This window comes from Streptomyces sp. NPDC060198, from assembly GCF_042728415.1.
Taxonomy (GTDB): domain Bacteria; phylum Actinomycetota; class Actinomycetes; order Streptomycetales; family Streptomycetaceae; genus Streptomyces.
The window spans coordinates 1-16,357 of the sequence record NZ_JBHWZJ010000056.1; the positions used below are offsets into that span (position 1 = coordinate 1).

Below are 16,357 nucleotides of genomic sequence, written 5' to 3' on the forward strand. Positions count from 1 at the left end.
GGCGGGACTTTCGCAACACGCTTTAAAGCGTGTTGCGGAAGTGGCGCCGTCCGCCCGGAGGGCGGGTGCGGCGGCGTCCGGTGCGTGCGATCGCAAGGCGGAGGGTCGTCCCGATACTGGATGTATCGGGGTGATCCCGACAACGCGGCGAGCGTGCGTGCCGGGCGTCGCCGGACAGGCGGGACTTTCGACACACGCTTTAGGGCGCGTTTCGGACATTGGGAACACGCCCTGACGGCACGGGCGTTCGGAGCGGCGGAACAGGTGTCAGAGATGGACCCCGTGGACGACGGAGCGGACTCCGAGGACTTCTCCACGGCCGGGCGCCGGGCGCGGTTCGCCGAGGAGGCCCGCTCGGAGCGGCCGGATCTCGCGCTGCTCTGCCTGCTGGTGGGTGCCGAGGCGATGCCGGAGCCCCCGCCCGGCGACCCCGATCCGTACGGCATCGACGCGGCGCAGATCGAGCTGGACCGGCTGGCCGGGCTCCTCCCGCACGGTCTGGCCACCCCGCTGGAGTGGGCGACGGCGCTGGGTGAACTGCTCGGCGGCCGGTACGGCTTCTGCGGCGCCTCCCCCGACTACCAGCGGCTGGAGTCGTCGCTGCTCCAGCAGGTGCTGCACCGCCGCCGGGGGCTGCCGATCCTGCTCTCGGTGGTGTGGATGGAGGTGGCGCGCCGGGCGGGCGGCCCGGTCCACGGGGTCGCGCTGCCGGGGCATTTCGTGGTCGGGTTCGGCGATCCGGCGGAGCACGTACTGGCAGATCCGTTCGCCGGGGGCGTGGTGCTGACGGGTGAGGACGCGGAGCTGATGGTGGCGGGGTCGACCGGTGTGCCCCTGCGCGAGTCGCTGCCGACGCCCGCCCGGCCGCAGGCGATCGTGCTGCGCGTGCTGAACAACATCCGGGCCTGGGCGGCGGCCCGCCCCGAGCGCACCGACGTGGCGCTCTGGGCGGTCGAGCTGTCGCTCCTGCTGCCGTCCCATCCGGCCAGGCTGCGGTACGAGCGGGCCCAACTTCTCGTCCAGCGCGGCGACTTCCTGCGCGGGGCGTCGGAGATGGAGGAGTACGCGGACATCATCGGCGGCATCGAGCCGGCGACGGCCGAGACGATACGACGGAACGCGCGCGCGGCCCGGGCGCGGCTGAACTGACACCCCGGGGCACGACCGGACCCACGACGCCAGGCGCAGTGGAACCCGCGCCCCCGCGACACGGCCGGACCGCCGACTCCCCGGACCCCACCGAACCCGCGACACGGCCGGACCGCCGACTCCCCGGACCCCACCGAACCCGCGACACGGCCGGACCGCCGACTCCCGGGCACCTCCCTGGGGCGTCTCGCCGACGCCTTTGCGGGAGGCTCTCGCCAAGCTGGAGAACACCGGCCTGGTCGTCCGCGTCCCGCACCGTGGGTACACGATCGCCCCGCTTCCGGACGGCGGAGAACCCCTCCGAGGACCTCGGCATCTTCACCGTCGCGAGGTCGGTCCCGCAGATCTTCGCCCCCGCGCTCGGCGCGCTGCCGATCATCGTCGGCGGCGGACACAACTGCTCGATCCCGCTGATCACCGCCTCGGCGGTCTGCCTCTGCGGCGCTCTGGCGATCCTGCCGGTACGCAAGGTGCGCCGACCGCCGCTCCAGGCACCGCCCGGGGCGGGACGGTTCACTTCCCGTCCCGCCCCAGTTCGCAGTAGAGGTCGCGGAAGGCGGCGGCGAGGGAGGCGACCGTGCGCCAGTACGCGTACGCGGCGAGGTCCGGAGTGGCCGCGTCGGGTCGCACGGCCACGTCGAGGTGGCGGTAGGCGGCGCGGAACAGCAGCCGGACCGCTCCCCGGTCCGGCTCGTCGTGGCCGTACTCGTCCGCGCTCATCAGCTTCCGCAGATGGGCGACGAGTTCGTCCGTACCCGCGTTGACGACACTGCGCGGCGGAACGCCCGCCCGGTCGGCCCGCGCGTGCTCGATGGCGTCGGCGATCACGTCCACATCGATACCCGGGTCCCTCGGTCGGACGTCCGGTGCGGTGCTGCTGTTCATCGGTCCTCCTGGCGTCCGGCACGTCTCCCCGCCCGCCGGCCGCCGGTGGACGGGACGGGCCTGGACCCGCTCCGGGACGGTCTGCTCGGCAAGCTGCGGTACGAGAATCGAACCGCATCCCGCCCTCGCGCGGAGGGACTGACGACCCATCGGGCTGATCAAAGTGGTCAAAGATCGACAGGCCTTGCCCAGGACCGGTCCCGGACCACCCCGACACGGGTGACGTGCGGAGATCTGCCCCCTGAGGGCTCCGACCCGTGGCTAATTTGAGCCCGTCCGAGCGCCGCCGGGAGCCCACGCCATCTCCCGGCGGCACTCGGCGTGCGCGGCACCACCGCGTACCGGACTTCCGGCTTCGGGCACCAGGGGACGCGATGACACGTGAACGGAACGAGCAACTGGCCTGTCTCCTGGGCGAAGCCGGCTGGTCGCGCGCCCAGGCGGCGAGCGCCTTCAACCGGGCGGCGGCGGAGAGCCGTCGCTCCGGTGATCCGTGCGGTCCGCTGATCGGGCGCTCGCACGTGAGCATGTGGGTGGGCGGCACCAGGCCCTCCGGATCGGCCCCCGCCGTCCTCGCGCTGGCGCTGTCCCGGAGGCTGAAGCGTGTCGTCACCGTCTCCGAGCTGGGGTTCGGCGAACCGGGCGGCCCGGCGCCGATCGGGCCGCCCGCCGACGCCCTGGCCGTACTGGCGGACCTCGGGCGGGCGGATCTCCACCCGGACCGCCGGAACCTGCTGGCCGGGATCGTGTACTCCACGGCGGTCCTGGCGGTCCCCGCCGGGGAGTGGCCGGGGGCGGCATCCGGGCCCGTCCCGCAGGCGGCCGAGCGGCTGTCCAACCACCTGCGGGTGGTCCAGGGTGACGTGGCGACCGTCCGCGAACTCACCCTCGCCTTCTCGGCCGTGGACCAGCGGCGCGGTGGCGGACACGGCCGTACCGCCCTGGTGCAGTACCTCCGCACGGACGTACGCGATCTGCTGCACGGGCGGTACGCGCACGACCGGGTGCGCCGGGACATGGAGTCCGCCGCCGCCGAACTCTCGTACCTGTCCGGGTGGATGGCCTTCGACAGCGGCGAGAACCCGCTCGCCCAGCGTTACTTCGTGCTCGCCCTCCAACTGGCGGACCAGGCAGGGGATCATCCGCTCGGCGGTCACATCCTGCGCGCGATGGCCCACCAGGCGCTGGACATGGGCCACTTCGACAACGCGCTCGCCCTCGCCGAGGCATCCGTGGCGGACCGCAGGTACACCGGAGCGACCCCGCGCGAGCGCGCCCTGCTCGGCGTGGTGCACGCCCGCGCACTGGCAGCGGCGGGCCGGACCCGGAGCGCGGTGAAGGCGCTGCTGCGCTCGGAGAACGATCTCGCCGCCGCCGAGGAGGGGGTGGTCGAGCCGCACCGGACCTTCTTCTTCGGTGAGGCGTCCCTCGCCCACGAGACCGCGCGCACCCTGGAGGTGCTCGGTGACCGCAGGGGCGCGATCCGCGAGTTCGGCCGCTCGGTACGGACCCGGGGCGCGGCCTTCCGCCGCACCCACGCGGTGACCCTGGGGCACCTGGGGGCAGCCCAGATGGCGGACGGGCAGGTCGAGGAGGCCTGCGTCACGTGGGGCGGGCTGCTGGACGCGATGGAAGAAGAGGGCATCCAGTCGGGCCGGGCGGAGCAGGCGGTCGTCCAGGCGAGGCGTCTGCTGTCGCCGCTGCGTCATCGCGGGATCCCGTCGGTGACGGCGGTGTCCGAACGCGTCAACAGGCATCTGTCGAAGCTACATTGACGACCGAGGGCTTTCGTTCGGATCGGGTGGGGGTACGGCATGGCGGACGCACTGGGCATCGAGCCGATCGGGACCGTGGTCGGAGGACGCAAGGAGGTCGCCGACGACCACTGGGGCGGCGTCGAGGCGGTGATCCGGCTGCGGCCGGACTTCCCGCCGGAGGTCGTGCACGGGCTGGAGGAGTTCTCCCACCTCGTGGTCGTCTGGCACTTCGACCGGGCCGACCCCGGCGACGTGGCGCTGCACGCGAGGAGCCCCCGGAACAACCCCGCCTGGCCGCCCACCGGCACCTTCGCCCACCGCAACCACCGCCGCCCGAACCAACTCGCCACCAGCTTCCCCCGGTTGCTCGCAGTGGACGGCCTCGATCTGCGGGTGGCCGACCTGGACGCGGTGGACGGTACGCCGGTCTACGACCTGGCCCCCTACTTCACCGCGATGGGCCCCCGGGGCCCGGTCCACGAGCCGGCCTGGCCGGGCGAGATGCTCGCGGAGTACTGGGCCGGGGAGGCCGCGGACGGGGCCTGAGGGTTGCGGGCGGGTCGGCAGCTCCCGCGAAGGACCTCGCGCGCGGCGGCAGGAACGCGCGGGCCCGACACGATCCGTCGGCCTGGCCGGCCACCTCACCGTTGCGACTCGGCCTGCGCTCGGGCGCGTTCGATGTCGGGGACGTGGCGCTCGGCCCATTCCCGGACGGCCCGCAGGGGGATGAGCAGGGACCGGCCGAGGTCGGTGAGGGCGTACTCGACGTGCGGGGGATGCGCGGGGATCTCGGTACGGGAGACCAGGCCGTCGCTCTCCATCGCGCGAAGCGTCTCCGTGAGCGCCTTGGGCGTGATCCCCCTGATGTGCGCCTTGAGTTCGGTGAACCGCATCGTCCTGGTGTCGAGCGCGTTGACGACGAACACCGTCCAGCGCGCCCCGATCCGGTGCAGGACGGTGCGACTGGGACAGGTCGCGGCCATGACGTTGTAGGCCTTGCCCATGAGCGACTCCCGGTAGCGTTGAGGATACCGATATAGAATCTATACCGTCAGCGCCGTGACTCTTATCGATCCCACGGTCCGTACCTCGATGGCTCGACATGGACGTTTCGTCACGGCGATCGCCATCGACGCGGTCGGCACCGGCGTGTTCATCCCCGTGACGATGCTGTACTTCCTGGCCGCGACCTCGCTGACGCTGGTGCAGGTGGGCGCGGCCATGACGGCGGCCGGACTGCTGGCGCTCCCGACAGGCCCGTTGGCCGCGGGGCTGATCGACCGGTACGGCACCACGCCGGTGCTGCGGGCGGCGAACCTGGCCCAGGCGCTCGGCTTCGCCGGGTATCTCGTCGTGGGGCACACCTGGCAACTCGTCCTCTGTGCGTGGCTGATCAGCGCCGGGCGGGCGGTGTTCTCCGGCTGTTACGGCGTGACGGTCACGGCCCTGGCGCCGCCCGGTCGACGCGAACGCTGGTTCGGCCTGCTCGGGTCCGTACGCAATCTCGGGTACGCACTCGGCGGGCTCCTTTCCGCCGTCGCCGTCGGTGTGGGCACGCACGGTGCGTACACGACGGTCGTGGCCGTGAACGTCCTGTCGTTCCTGGCCGCGTTCGCCCTGATGCGGACCGTGCCGAACAGCCGCCCGGAAGCGGGCCACGACGCTGCCGGAGGCTGGCGGCGCGTGCTCCGGGACCGGCGGTTCCTTCCCGTCGTCGGTCAGCAACTCTGCTTCGCCATCTCGCTGTTCGCCCTGAACATCGCGATACCCGTCTACGCCGTGGACGTACTGGGACTGCCCGGCTGGACGGCCGGGGCGGTCTTCACGCTCAACACCCTGATGGTCGGCTTCGGCCAAGCCGCCGTCCTCGGCCGGGTCGGCGGGCGGGTCCGCAGTCGCGTCCTCGTCGCGGGACACGCCTGCTTCGCCGCCGGGTACCTCCTCTTCCTCGCCGCCGACCGGGTGGCCGCGGTCGGCCTCGCGGTCGCCGTCGTCCTGCTCGGCGCGGGCAGCTACAGCCTCGGGGAGATCCTCGGCGGGCCCGTCACCTCGACGGTCGCCGCGGAGAGCGCCCCGGACGCTCTCCGCGGCCGTTACCTGGCCCTCAACCAACTCGCCGTGACCGTCGCGGGCACGGTCGCCCCGGTCGCCCTCTCCGGGTTGCTGTCCGGCGGGGCAGCGGTGATCTGGCCGACCCTGGTGGGCGTCAGCGCCCTCGGAGCGGCGCTCGCCGCCGTGATGGGCAGGACGGTCCCGGCGGCAGCGCGCCGCATCGGGTCAGCCTGAGGCCCCGGCTCGGTCCGTAGTGAGGGCACGACGGCCGGCCCGGGCCAGGACCGCGGTCACGGCCAGGGCGAGGGAGGGCACGGCGAAGCCCGCCCCCGCGCCCGCCGGTCCGTCGACGAGCCGGCCGACCGCACCGGCGGAGAACGCGATGCCCGCCGCGCTCGCGGAGTTGGCCCAGGTGAATGCCTGGGTGACCACCGACCGGTCCACGACCGACGCGATGAGCGTCGAGGAGACGACGATGCACGGTGCGACGCCCGCGCCGGGCAGCAGAAGGGCGAGTCCCAGCTGCCAGGGGGTGCCGGCGAGCAGCGGCAGCAGCGAGGCACAGCCCAGAAAGGCGAGGATCACGGGGAGTTGGTCTGCGGGGGCCGTGCTCCGGCCGTACTTCCCATAGGCCAGCCCCGCCAACAGGCTTGCCACGCTCATCAGTCCGTACATCAGCCCGGCAGCCGGGGCGGCGTGGAGGTCGGCGGCGAGGGCGCTCACCGAGACCTGCGTCGCGCCGAAGAAGACCCCCAGGGCAAGGTTGACCACCAGCAGGCTGACGAAGCCGTGGGACCGGAGCCCGCTCGGGCCCCTGCCGTCCCCGATCTTCCGCATCGGGCGAGCGGTGGGCTCCGGGGCCGTGCCCCGCAGCGCTGCGAAGACCAGTCCGGCGCCGACGACGAGGGCGCCCGCCAGCACCGTTCCGGCGGCCGGGTGCAGCCGGGTCGCGGCGAGGACCGCGAGAGCGGGGCCGAGGAGGAAGGCGGCTTCGTTGCTGAGGGTTTCGAGCGCGAAGGCCGGAGCGAGTGCCGAGTCGGCCGGTTCGGCCCCGCCGCGCAAGAGGGCCGACCAGCGGGCCGAGGAGAGCGCGCCGATCTGCGGGATCGTCGCCCCGGCGGCGAGACCGGCCGCCATCAGCGCCACCGTGGGCGCACCCGTCAGGACCGTGACGACCAGGGCCGCCAGCGCCCCTGCGTGGGCGAGCAGGAGGGGGACGAGTACGCGCGGCTGTCCGTACCGGTCCATGAAGCGGGCTGCCTGCGGGCCCACCAGGGCCTCCGCAACGGCGAACGAACCCGTGACCAGACCGGCCGCCCCGAAGGACCCGGTCTCCGCGTGGACCAGCCAGACCATGCCGAGACCAGTCATGGCCACTCCGACCCGGGCGGGCGCTGCGGCCAGGAAGAAGGCCGCCGCGCCCGGGATCCTCAGGGCCGAACGGTAGGGGGCGGAGGGCGTACGCGGTGGAGGTGAGCCGGTGCCGGGCTCACGGGAGGTACGACGGAACCAGTGACGCGGGGTCACGGTGAACCTTCCGCTGCACGGTGGGGCGGATCGGGGAGAGCGGCGCCGCATCCACAGGCGCGCTCCCCCCGCCGCCAGGAGTCGTCCAAGGTGACGTCGGGCGGGCGGAGTTCGGGTCCGCCTCGGCGTCGGCTCCATCGCCGGCAGAAATGGGGAGTGAGATCCGGGCAGCCGGATCGTTTCGCCCCCACACTACCGGCACCACCGGGAGGGGCCCCGATCCGGTCCGGCTCGGCGTAATCCGAGCCCCGGCCCCTCAACACATCCCAACAGCCGCCCTGTTCACCCGTCTGCCCCGCGCAGATTTCGGACGGCACCGCCGTCGGGAGTGCGCCACGCGCCGAATCCGGAGGCGGGCCGCACCGCCCCGCACGTCACCGGGCCGAGGACACACCCCACACGTCGAGCCCTCCCGCCTTCACGCCCGCCACGAACGACGTGAACGAACCGGCGGAGAAGCCCAGGACCGGGCCGCTCGGAGCCTTGGAGTCGCGGACGGGTACGACACCGTGCGCAGCGGCGAGGTTGGCGGCGACCTCGACGCAGTTGCCACCGTTGCTGCTGTACGAGGACGTGAACCAACGGGGAGACTCGGACGTCACGGGAAACACCCTTTCGCCGCACGCGATCGTGACCACGCGGGGCCACGCGAGACTCGAACGAGGCTCTGACATACGACAGTAGGCCGCACGCCCGCACGCCGACGAGACGAAAACCCGCCCAACAGGAGGCCCCACCGCGCGACGCACGGTGGGGCCTCCTTCTGCCTGATGCGGTTGACCCGGCGCCGAGGGGTCAGACTGCGCCGAATCCGCCGGCCTTCACGCCCGCCACGAACGAGGTGAACGAGTCGACGGAGAGGCCCAGAACCGGGCCACCGGAGACCTTGGAGTCACGGACGGGTACGACGTTGTGCGCCACGGCAAGGTTGGCGGCGACCTCGACACAGTTGCCACCGTTGTTGCTGTACGAGGACGTGAACCAACGGGGGGACTCGGACGTCATGGGGTGCCCTTTCGTGCCTTTTCAATCATGGCCACCGATGCTGATTGAGACAGCGCTTCGGCCTGTAGCTGATGGTAGGCCACCAACTGTGGTAGCACGGAAGTCGTTTCACGCTCCAGGTGCCCCCGCATCTGGGACTCCGCGTAGGCCATGACCGACAGGTCCGCCAGCGTGAGCAGGTTCATCGGAAGGTCGAACGGACGGCGTTCCCCCATGTCGTAAGGAGCGACGTGCAGCACGGTGTTCGGCAGCGCCGCGAACTCGACGAGGTGCGTCAACTGCGCGTCCATCACCTCGGCCCCTCCGACCTGCCTGCGGATGCAGCTCTCGTCCATCACCACCATCGTCATGGGCGGACGGGGCCGCACCAGCGCTGCCTGCCGTTCCGCCAGGAACGTCACGCGCTCGTCCGCCTGCTCGGGCGTGATGACACCCCTGCGCACCGCGCTGTCCGCCAGCACCCGCGCGTACTCGGGCGTCTGCAACAGCCCGGGGATGATCCCCACCTCGAACAACCGGATCTCCACCGCCCGCCCTTCATAGGCGACGTACTCGGGGAACCCCTCCAGCAGCACGCCGTGCCGGATCTCGCGCCACTCGTTCTCGAACGACTCCGCCGAGCCAGTCGTACCGAAAACGGCGTCGAGTTCCCGTGAAAAGCGGAGGGTTGGAGGTTTGCGGGCAGTTTCAACCGCGGAAATATGCTGGCTGGAATATGACAGGTGGGACGCCAACTCCTCCTGGCTCCACCCGCGCCTCTCCCGTATCCGTCTGATACGCGCGCCGTATGCGGCGCGCGGGCTGGCTTCCGGGTTCAACTCCAGGCGGTTGACCATGCCGGGGCCTCCTCTTCCTTCCAGTCTTGCTAGTTGAAGGGAAGTTGACTCTAGGACACCCTGAGGACCCCGCGTAGTGGATTCACTACAGAGAGGAGCGAAAGGTGTCCGGAGAGAACGTCAGTCCGAATGTCACGGGGTTCCAGCCTCCCGAACTCGGCGCGGTGATGGTCGACACGAGTCGTCAGGACCGTGTCGGCGAGTTCCGTGGACTCTCCGGCCCCTACTGGGCCATACGCCCTCTCGCCGGCGGCCTCGAATGGGAGGCGGCGCCCGAGCACGTACGCCCGGCGAGCCCCATGGAGCGGCTGCGGGCGGAGAACGCCCGCTGCAACGCCCGGAGTCGGGGCGAAACGCTCTGACCGCGCCGGGCACGGCGGGCACACGGCGCAGGGCGGACGCGGACCACGTACCGGACGGCCGCCGACTCCTCCGGCAGCGGGACCACACCATCGACCCACGAAAGGCCGACCCATGGACTGGCAGATCAAGGCGGAGCAGCTCGCCACCGACACCGTGGACCCCGTGTCCCGCTGGCTCCCCCCGGTGGCGCGCGTACCCCGTCACCGGCTGGTGCCCCGCTGGTGGGAGCCTGACGGGACGGGGGGCTGGTCGCTGCGCGACGGGGCGAGCGACCCGGCGGCCTGGGCCGAAGCTGCCTACGCCGACCGGTCGTTGGTGACTCGGGTGGGCGGCTCGCACGCCGATCACGCCACGCCCGATGACCGTCCGGAGGGCCTGCCCACGTCCTCGGCGACGCTGCCGAGCCTCACCGTCCGGATGCTCCGGTACGCACGGCTCGGGGACGGGCTTCCGCTGCTGGATCTCGGTACGGGGGCGGGCGGGCTCACCGCGTACGCGTCGTTCCGCGTCGGGGACAAGCAGGTGACGAGCCTGGACGTGGACCCCTACCTCTCCGCCGTGGCGGGTGAGCGGCTCGCGGGGCTCGGGTACCACCCGACGATGCTGACGGCCGACGCGACCGAGCACGTGCCCGGTGCGTACGAGCGGATCGTGTCCACGGTCGGACTGCCGCCAGGCCCCGGGCTCCGCCCGGTGCTCGCCGCGCTCGTGCCCGGCGGGCGGCTCGCGATGACCCTGGCCCGTACGACCCTGGTCGTCACCGGGTGGAAGCGCGCCAATGGCGACGTGGTGGGCCGGGTCGAGCGGGAGATGGCCGGGTTCATGGAGGCCCGGTCGGGCGACGACTACCCGGCCGGCCGCACCGATCTGTCGGCCCTCGCCCACGAGGCGGAGGGGGACGACGTCCGTACGGGCCGCTATCCGGTGGTGGACCTGGCGAACGCGTGGGAGCTGCGGTCCATGCTGGAGATCACCGCACCCGGGGTCGAGCTCGGATTCGGCACCCGGGGCGCGACGCGCACCGCCCACCTGGTGCATCCGGACGGCTCGTGGGCCCGGGCGTCCGCCGACGCGGCCGACCCGCCCACCGTGCACCAGAGCGGCCCCCGACGCCTGTGGGACGTGCTGGAACGCCTGCGGAACCGGCTCAACACGGAAGGCTCCCTACCGTTGCTCGGAGCGCGGGTCCTCATCACCCCGGACGGGGTGGTCCACCTGTCCCGGGGGTCGTGGCACACCTCCCTCGGCGCCCGATGAGCACCGGACGGCAGAGGCCGAAAGGGCCGGAGGAGCCGAGAAGACCAGGAGGACCGGACGAGCCGGAGGGGCCCGCACACCCCGTGAACCGTTGCCCCGCCACCGCTCTGATGCCTCCCCCGGCGCAGGTCACGGGTGCGGCGACTGCCCCCGGCTCGCTCCCTGGGCGCGGCCCCGGGCGGCGGCTCCGCTGCGAACTGGCGGAGCACCACGCGGCCGAGCACGCCGAGTTGCTGTGGGAGGACGACCGGCTCGGTGGCGGGCTCTGGGTGCGCTGGACCGAGCACCGCATGTACCGGGTGATGCTCTTCTGGTGCACGCACTCCGACGAGTCCGTCGGCGAACCCGGCGACGCCTGCGGCCTCTTCGACGACCACCCGTCCGCCCACTCGTGGCTGATCATCGACACCACCGAGGACGACCCTCCCGAGCTGCCGCCCCAGCGTGACGAACCGCCGTCGACAACTGCCGGGTAGTCCGGGCACGAGCGGCTACGCCCTGGACGAGTGGATCCGAGGTGTGTGATCACGCCTCACGGCTTTGCTCGCCGATACGTAGGGTGGGTGATCTTTGCAGTCCCGTCCCGACCTTGCAGGAGCGACGCCCATGATTCTTGTGTCCGACCCCATTTTCGGCGAGGTGGAACTCACTGGTTCGGCGATAGAACTGGCCCGCTTGGCAGGAGCGGTGGCCGAGGGCGCGGGATTCATCAGCTCCAGGTCTGCGACTGCGCTGGGCAGCGAGGCATTGACGGGGGTCGAAGTCAGGGAGGCTCCCGGGCCTGGGGTGTTGATCCATATCGACTCCCAGCGTCAGATCCTTGTGATCAGCGGCGATCCCGTCGCCATGGCTCTCTTCGCGGGCAATCTCGATGCCATGGCCACCGCCATGGCTGATGTGGACGGCGGCGGCCACCGCCACATCGACCACTTTCCCGGGCATCCCTACCTCGTTGAGGGTTCTATGCCCTTGGTAGTCGGCATCCCGGGTGAAGGTCCGCCCACTCTTTGAGCAAGGCTGCGATCAAGGGTCATAGGCGATCAGTGAGCGGGTGAGCGGGTGACCGGTGTGCCGATGGCATTGTTGTGCCAGATGCCTGCGGCCATCGCCAGGATGAAACCGCGCCCACCTGCGCCGCCGCAGGATTCAACGAGTGGCTATGCCCCTGTCTCGCGCGTCATCACGTAGGTGTTCCCGATGTCGGGATCGCCGTAGAAGAAGAACAGCTTCAGCTCGTGGTTCTGATCGCGGTCCACGTAGAACGACCACGCGTATGTCGAGGGGGGTTCGGGAGGCGAGGTGCCAGTGGCCGTCGCGGTGGAACGGCTCTCCGCTCGGGTCCGGGCTGTCGCGTGACTCGGACGACCTGTCCGCCGTTGTCGTCAGTCAGTTGCCAGGTCCCCGTACCGGAGAGGCGCCAGCCGTCCTCGAAGTCGAAGTCCTGCCCGTCGAGCTTTTCGAGAAGAGCCGTTTTTTCGGCGGAGGCGCTCGACCGCCGGGCTCACGGGGTGCGCATCAGGTTGCGGAGTCCGGCGACGAGGGCCGGGACGTCGCGTTCGACCGGGGCCGGGGCGGCGTCCGGGTCGGCGGGTTGCGGGGCCTGGTGTGCGGTGCGGCAGGGTGCGCAGAGGCCGTCCGGGAGTGCTTCGGCGCGGGCGGGGCGCCCGCAGTCGGTGCACTCGACCAGGAGCCCGCGTACCGGAGCGGCGGGGGTGCCCGGTGCCGGGACCTGTGGCGGGGTGGGGGCCGGGGACAGTCGGGGCGGCATCTTGTCGGTGAGGCGGCGGCGCACCAGCCCGACGGGTGAGCCGACCTGCTCGGGAAGTCCGGCGGTGAGCGCCGAGGTCAGGTACCCGGCGCTGACCCCCCGCGCGAACCAGGCGGCGGCGAGCGGCTCCAGCACCTCGCAGTCCGCAGCGGAGAGCGTCAAGCGAGGTTCACGACGCCCGAGTTCGGCCAGGGCGACGTAGGCGGGAGAAGGACCCTCGACAGCCGCAGGCGCACCGGCGGCCGGAGGAGCATCGGCGGCCGGAGGAGCATCGGCGGCCGGAGAGGCCTCGGCAGCCGGAGAAGGCGCTGCGTCCGGGGTGCGTCGCGGCGCGGGAGGCACGGCGGCGGGCACCGGCGGGTTCGGCCCTGGTGCGGCCGGGGCGCACCCTTCCAGCGCTCCTTCCGCGACCTCGGGCCGGTCCGGGGAAGCCTCCGCAGTGCGCTGCCGGGGAACCACAGCATCGGGAGACGGCTCGGGAGACGGCGCCGGACACGGCTCGCCCGGTTGCGCGAGAGGCTGCTCCGGTACAGCGGCGGCGTCCGCGTCGAGCCTGGCGGTCCACCACTCGTTGTCGTGGGCGGTGCGGGACCAGAAGGTCAGCGTCACCCACCGGCACGGGCCGTCTCCCCCCGTCCGCCTGCGCACGCGCCGCAGGTGCCCGGCCACACCGAGCGCCCGCAGGGCCGTACCGATGGCCATCTGCCCGTACAGGGGCAAGTCCTTGGCCAGCGACTTGATGTCCATCGAGGCACCATCGGGCAAGTGGTCCACATAGGCGGCGACATACCGCTCACGCTCCTTCAGGGACGCGAAATCCCGGGGTCCGGGTGCGGCTTGGCCGGAGACCGGCTGTACGGACTGCTTGCCGTAGCCGGTGTGGGCCCGGCGGTACGGGCGCGAAGCTGCGGGCGCGGGCAGGGCGGGACTAAAGTGCTGGGTAGCCACGAGATCGTCTTTCTTTTAGGTGCGATCTTTGGTGAGACCCCGGCCTGGTGCTAGAACACCGCGCCGGGGTCGATTCATTGAGGGCACCGTAAGCGCGCGTGACTCTCCGCCGCAACTCGGTCACCATTAGTCATACTTGCTGTCCGTGACGGGGGTGGGAGGGGGGAAGGTTTTCCTCAAACCCCCCTACCTACCTCCCGGATGAACAACACCGCTCGAATCCCGGACCTCGCATCCCGACCCCCGAATCCCGAAGCTCAAGCGTCGGGCCGAGCACCTCTCCCGATCCCTCGAACGAGTGATAGCCCCACAGCCAACCTCGAACCCCGAGTCTCGAACCTCGAACCCCGAGACTCGAACTCCGAGACTCAAGACCCGGGTTCCGGGGCCCGCTCCCGTGGCCCGGGTCCTCCGAAGCGGCCCTACAGCCAGCCCTTGGCCGCCGCGATCCGTACCGCGTCCGAGCGGTTGCGGGCGGCGGTCTTCTGGATTGCGGTGGAGAGGTAGTTGCGGACCGTGCCGTGCGAGAGGTGGAGGGCGGCGGCGATCTCCGCGTTGGTGGAGCCGTCCGCCGCGGCGCGCAGCACGTCCCGTTCGCGGTCGGTCAGCGGGTCGGCGCCCTCCGCGAGCGCGGCGGCGGCCAGGGCGGGATCGATGACGCGCTCTCCGGCGATCACCTTCCGTACCGCTGCCGCGAGTTGGGCGGCGGGCGCGTCCTTCACCAGGAAGGCGTCGGCGCCCGCCTCCATCGCGCGCCGGAGGTAGCCGGGGCGGCCGAAGGTCGTGACCACCACGATCTTCACGGACGGGAGTTCGCGGCGCAGCACCCCGGCGGCCTCGATGCCGGTCATGCCCGGCATCTCGATGTCCAGCAGGGCCACGTCGACGGCGTGGGCGCGGGCGGCGTCGAGGACCTCGTCGCCGCGCGCCACCTGGGCCACCACCTCGATGTCGGGTTCGAGCCCGAGCAGCGCGGCGAGGGCCTCCCGCACCATGGACTGGTCCTCGGCGAGGAGGAGTCGGATCACGCTCTCGCTCATTCCGGCGATTTTAGTCGCCCTCCAGCCGTGGGCGGCGCGGTGCGGGCCGAACCCTCCGGTGAGTGACCCGCCCGCGGCGGCGGAAGCCGTCCGCCCTCGATCCGCCGGCCCCGCCGCTCAGGACCTCTCGCGACCCGGACCCCAAGTCCCGATCCTCGTTCGACTGTTCGGCTGTTCGACGAACCCCGGACCGTTCCCGCGGACCGGGACCATGGGATCGGGAGCGGTCGGCCGCCGCCCGGGGCAGGGGGGCAACCGGCTCCGCCCCTTCGGGCACCCATCGTGCCCGGTGGCTTCCTGACCCGGCACCGATGTCGCGTTTAACGTCCATGGGTGAACCTCTGGACCTCTCTCGAACCTGCCTCCGCGACCGTGGACCCGGGTGACAGTACGACCGTGCGGTTGCGTCTGCGCAACACCGGTGACGTGGTGGACGAGTACCGTTTCGAAGTGGTGGGCTCACTCGCTCCTTGGGCTGCCGTGGAGCCGCCGTCCCTGCGGTTGTTCCCGGGGACGACGGGGACGGTCGAGCTGACGTTCTCCCCGCCGCGCACGCCGGACGCGGCGGCCGGTCCTCATCCGTACGCGGTGAAGGTCACGCCGACGGAGCATCCGCAGGCCACCACCGTCCCGGAGGGGAACCTCACTGTCACCCCGTTCACGGAGATGCGGGCGGAATTGGTGCCGCCGACCGTGAAGGGCCGTTTCCGCGGACGCCCCAGGCTGGCCGTGGACAACCTGGGCAACACCAAGCTGACGGCGTCGGTGCGCGGCAGCGACAACGGTGATCAGCTGTCGTACGACATCAGTCCGAGCAATGTGCAGATCGAGCCGGGACGCGCGGCGTTCCTGAAGGCGACGCTGAAGCCGCGGCAGATCACCTGGATCGGGTCCGCGGCGGACCGGCCGTACACCATGGCGGTGCAGCGGTCGGGTGCCGTGCCGCTGGACGTGGCGGGCACCTACGTGCAGCGGAGCGTCCTGCCGCGCTGGCTGGCGGCCTTCCTGAGCGTTCTCCTCGCTCTGGTGATCGCGTTCGTGATGCTCTGGCTCACCCGCTCGCCCCGCGTCGCCAGCACCGCCACCGAGAAGCCCCAGGAGACCGCCGTCGGCACCTTGGCGCCCCCCTCGCCCTCGCCGCTCCCCGAGGCGCCGAAGGCCGCGCCCGCCCCGACCGCGGCTCCCCCGGCCGCCGCGACGCAGGAGGCGGACGAGGGCGGGGCGGGAGGCGGTGGCTCCGAGGAGAAGAAGACCGAGACCGAGGAGCGGACCGCGGCGACCGCGGTCCGGCAGAAGGCCGCGGAGGAGCCCGGTGAACGGCACATCTGCTACCGCGTCCACACGAGGGACCACGGCTGGTCCGATGCCGCGTGCGACGGCGACACGGCGGGCACGCCGGGCTCGGGCGACCAGATCACCTCGGTCAACGTCGCGTCGTCCAAAACCGACGGCTCGGGCGGCAACGCCATGACCCGCAACCCCGCGGGAACCGACGAGCAGCACTTCCCCTACACGTGGCAGTACGCCGTCGACGGCACCGACGCCTACCTCGGCAGTACCGAGAAGGACGCCCTGTGGCTGCGGGGGTTCACCATCGCGGTCGGCGGCGGCAAGACCAGCGTCTGCGAGAGCACGTACGTCCACGACGGCGACTGGCTCCCCATGACCTGCGACGACAACCCCGACGACGATTACGACTTCACCTACGCCGGCACCCGCGACAACAACCTGTGGATCGAAGCGGTGAGGCTCAACGCGTGATCCGCCGCC

Annotated in this window: 17 protein-coding genes; 9 read left to right on the plus strand and 8 right to left on the minus strand. The window is 71.8% G+C overall.

Annotation, left to right across the window (positions count from 1 at the left end; translation table 11 throughout):
- The first annotated feature begins 273 nt into the window (after positions 1-273).
- Positions 274-1,149, plus strand: coding sequence for a transglutaminase-like domain-containing protein (locus tag ACFWEP_RS10470; RefSeq protein WP_387368522.1), 876 nt, complete (start codon positions 274-276; stop codon positions 1,147-1,149).
- A 513-nt stretch (positions 1,150-1,662) separates the two neighbouring features.
- Here ACFWEP_RS10470 and ACFWEP_RS10475 read toward each other — a convergent pair.
- Positions 1,663-2,034, minus strand: coding sequence for a hypothetical protein (locus ACFWEP_RS10475; RefSeq protein ID WP_387368524.1), 372 nt, complete (start codon positions 2,032-2,034; stop codon positions 1,663-1,665).
- 374 nt (positions 2,035-2,408) lie between these two features.
- On the opposite strand from ACFWEP_RS10475, the gene ACFWEP_RS10480 reads away from it, so the two are divergent.
- The gene (locus ACFWEP_RS10480) at positions 2,409-3,809 is read left to right on the plus strand and encodes a Tat pathway signal protein (RefSeq protein ID WP_387368526.1); all 1,401 of its coding nucleotides are present in this window, start codon (positions 2,409-2,411) and stop codon (positions 3,807-3,809) included.
- A gap of 39 nt (positions 3,810-3,848) precedes the next feature.
- Positions 3,849-4,337, plus strand: coding sequence for an SAM-dependent methyltransferase (locus ACFWEP_RS10485; protein WP_387368528.1), 489 nt, complete (start codon positions 3,849-3,851; stop codon positions 4,335-4,337).
- 95 nt (positions 4,338-4,432) lie between these two features.
- Here the strand turns inward: ACFWEP_RS10485 and ACFWEP_RS10490 are convergent, their stop codons facing one another.
- On the minus strand, positions 4,433-4,795 hold the full coding sequence (locus ACFWEP_RS10490) for a winged helix-turn-helix transcriptional regulator (RefSeq protein ID WP_387368530.1): 363 nt from the start codon (positions 4,793-4,795) through the stop codon (positions 4,433-4,435).
- A 55-nt stretch (positions 4,796-4,850) separates the two neighbouring features.
- On the opposite strand from ACFWEP_RS10490, the gene ACFWEP_RS10495 reads away from it, so the two are divergent.
- Positions 4,851-6,077, plus strand: coding sequence for an MFS transporter (locus tag ACFWEP_RS10495; RefSeq protein WP_387368532.1), 1,227 nt, complete (start codon positions 4,851-4,853; stop codon positions 6,075-6,077).
- Here ACFWEP_RS10495 and ACFWEP_RS10500 read toward each other — a convergent pair.
- From ACFWEP_RS10500 to ACFWEP_RS10515, 4 genes are all read right to left on the minus strand, one after another.
- On the minus strand, positions 6,069-7,277 hold the full coding sequence (locus tag ACFWEP_RS10500; protein WP_387368568.1) for an MFS transporter: 1,209 nt from the start codon (positions 7,275-7,277) through the stop codon (positions 6,069-6,071). The two genes, ACFWEP_RS10495 and ACFWEP_RS10500, sit on opposite strands and share 9 nt — an antisense overlap.
- A gap of 467 nt (positions 7,278-7,744) precedes the next feature.
- Entirely contained in the window at positions 7,745-7,972 is a 228-nt protein-coding gene (locus ACFWEP_RS10505) for a DUF397 domain-containing protein (protein WP_387368534.1), read from the minus strand.
- Between the two features lie 193 nt (positions 7,973-8,165).
- Positions 8,166-8,375 (minus strand): DUF397 domain-containing protein, encoded by a 210-nt coding sequence (locus tag ACFWEP_RS10510; RefSeq protein ID WP_387368536.1) that lies wholly within the window; start codon positions 8,373-8,375, stop codon positions 8,166-8,168.
- Positions 8,372-9,211 (minus strand): helix-turn-helix transcriptional regulator, encoded by an 840-nt coding sequence (locus ACFWEP_RS10515; RefSeq protein WP_387368538.1) that lies wholly within the window; start codon positions 9,209-9,211, stop codon positions 8,372-8,374. Before ACFWEP_RS10515 ends, ACFWEP_RS10510 begins: the two co-directional genes overlap by 4 nt.
- A gap of 104 nt (positions 9,212-9,315) precedes the next feature.
- Between ACFWEP_RS10515 and ACFWEP_RS10520 the strand changes: the two genes are divergently transcribed.
- The 4 genes from ACFWEP_RS10520 (at position 9,316) to ACFWEP_RS10535 (ending at position 11,842) form a co-directional block, all read left to right on the plus strand.
- Entirely contained in the window at positions 9,316-9,573 is a 258-nt protein-coding gene (locus tag ACFWEP_RS10520; RefSeq protein WP_387368540.1) for a hypothetical protein, read from the plus strand.
- Positions 9,574-9,685: 112 nt separating this feature from the next.
- Entirely contained in the window at positions 9,686-10,831 is a 1,146-nt protein-coding gene (locus tag ACFWEP_RS10525; RefSeq protein WP_387368542.1) for a methyltransferase type 11, read from the plus strand.
- Between the two features lie 83 nt (positions 10,832-10,914).
- Complete coding sequence (locus tag ACFWEP_RS10530) at positions 10,915-11,307, plus strand: hypothetical protein (protein ID WP_387368544.1); 393 nt, start codon at positions 10,915-10,917, stop codon at positions 11,305-11,307.
- A gap of 130 nt (positions 11,308-11,437) precedes the next feature.
- Positions 11,438-11,842 (plus strand): hypothetical protein, encoded by a 405-nt coding sequence (locus ACFWEP_RS10535; RefSeq protein ID WP_387368546.1) that lies wholly within the window; start codon positions 11,438-11,440, stop codon positions 11,840-11,842.
- 490 nt (positions 11,843-12,332) lie between these two features.
- On the opposite strand, the gene ACFWEP_RS10540 is transcribed toward ACFWEP_RS10535, so the two are convergent.
- Positions 12,333-13,547, minus strand: coding sequence for a MarR family transcriptional regulator (locus ACFWEP_RS10540; RefSeq protein WP_387368548.1), 1,215 nt, complete (start codon positions 13,545-13,547; stop codon positions 12,333-12,335).
- Positions 13,548-13,969: 422 nt separating this feature from the next.
- Positions 13,970-14,587, minus strand: a complete 618-nt coding sequence (locus ACFWEP_RS10545; protein WP_387368550.1) for a DNA-binding response regulator — start codon at positions 14,585-14,587, stop codon at positions 13,970-13,972.
- Between the two features lie 333 nt (positions 14,588-14,920).
- On the opposite strand from ACFWEP_RS10545, the gene ACFWEP_RS10550 reads away from it, so the two are divergent.
- Positions 14,921-16,348: a hydrolase gene (locus tag ACFWEP_RS10550; RefSeq protein ID WP_387368552.1), complete on the plus strand. Its 1,428-nt coding sequence runs from the start codon at positions 14,921-14,923 to the stop codon at positions 16,346-16,348.
- Positions 16,349-16,357: the final 9 nt, after the last annotated feature.

What these genes read in the sequence shown, in the direction of transcription:
- ACFWEP_RS10480 (WP_387368526.1), top strand. Translation starts at nt 2,409, where the DNA reads ATGACACGTGAACGGAACGAGCAACTGGCCTGTCTCCTGGGCGAAGCC.
- ACFWEP_RS10525 (WP_387368542.1), top strand. Translation starts at nt 9,686, where the DNA reads ATGGACTGGCAGATCAAGGCGGAGCAGCTCGCCACCGACACCGTGGAC.
- ACFWEP_RS10490 (WP_387368530.1), bottom strand. Translation starts at nt 4,795, where the DNA reads ATGGGCAAGGCCTACAACGTCATGGCCGCGACCTGTCCCAGTCGCACC.
- ACFWEP_RS10515 (WP_387368538.1), bottom strand. Translation starts at nt 9,211, where the DNA reads ATGGTCAACCGCCTGGAGTTGAACCCGGAAGCCAGCCCGCGCGCCGCA.
- ACFWEP_RS10475 (WP_387368524.1), bottom strand. Translation starts at nt 2,034, where the DNA reads ATGAACAGCAGCACCGCACCGGACGTCCGACCGAGGGACCCGGGTATC.
- ACFWEP_RS10485 (WP_387368528.1), top strand. Translation starts at nt 3,849, where the DNA reads ATGGCGGACGCACTGGGCATCGAGCCGATCGGGACCGTGGTCGGAGGA.
- ACFWEP_RS10545 (WP_387368550.1), bottom strand. Translation starts at nt 14,587, where the DNA reads ATGAGCGAGAGCGTGATCCGACTCCTCCTCGCCGAGGACCAGTCCATG.
- ACFWEP_RS10510 (WP_387368536.1), bottom strand. Translation starts at nt 8,375, where the DNA reads ATGACGTCCGAGTCCCCCCGTTGGTTCACGTCCTCGTACAGCAACAAC.
- ACFWEP_RS10535 (WP_387368546.1), top strand. Translation starts at nt 11,438, where the DNA reads ATGATTCTTGTGTCCGACCCCATTTTCGGCGAGGTGGAACTCACTGGT.
- ACFWEP_RS10470 (WP_387368522.1), top strand. Translation starts at nt 274, where the DNA reads ATGGACCCCGTGGACGACGGAGCGGACTCCGAGGACTTCTCCACGGCC.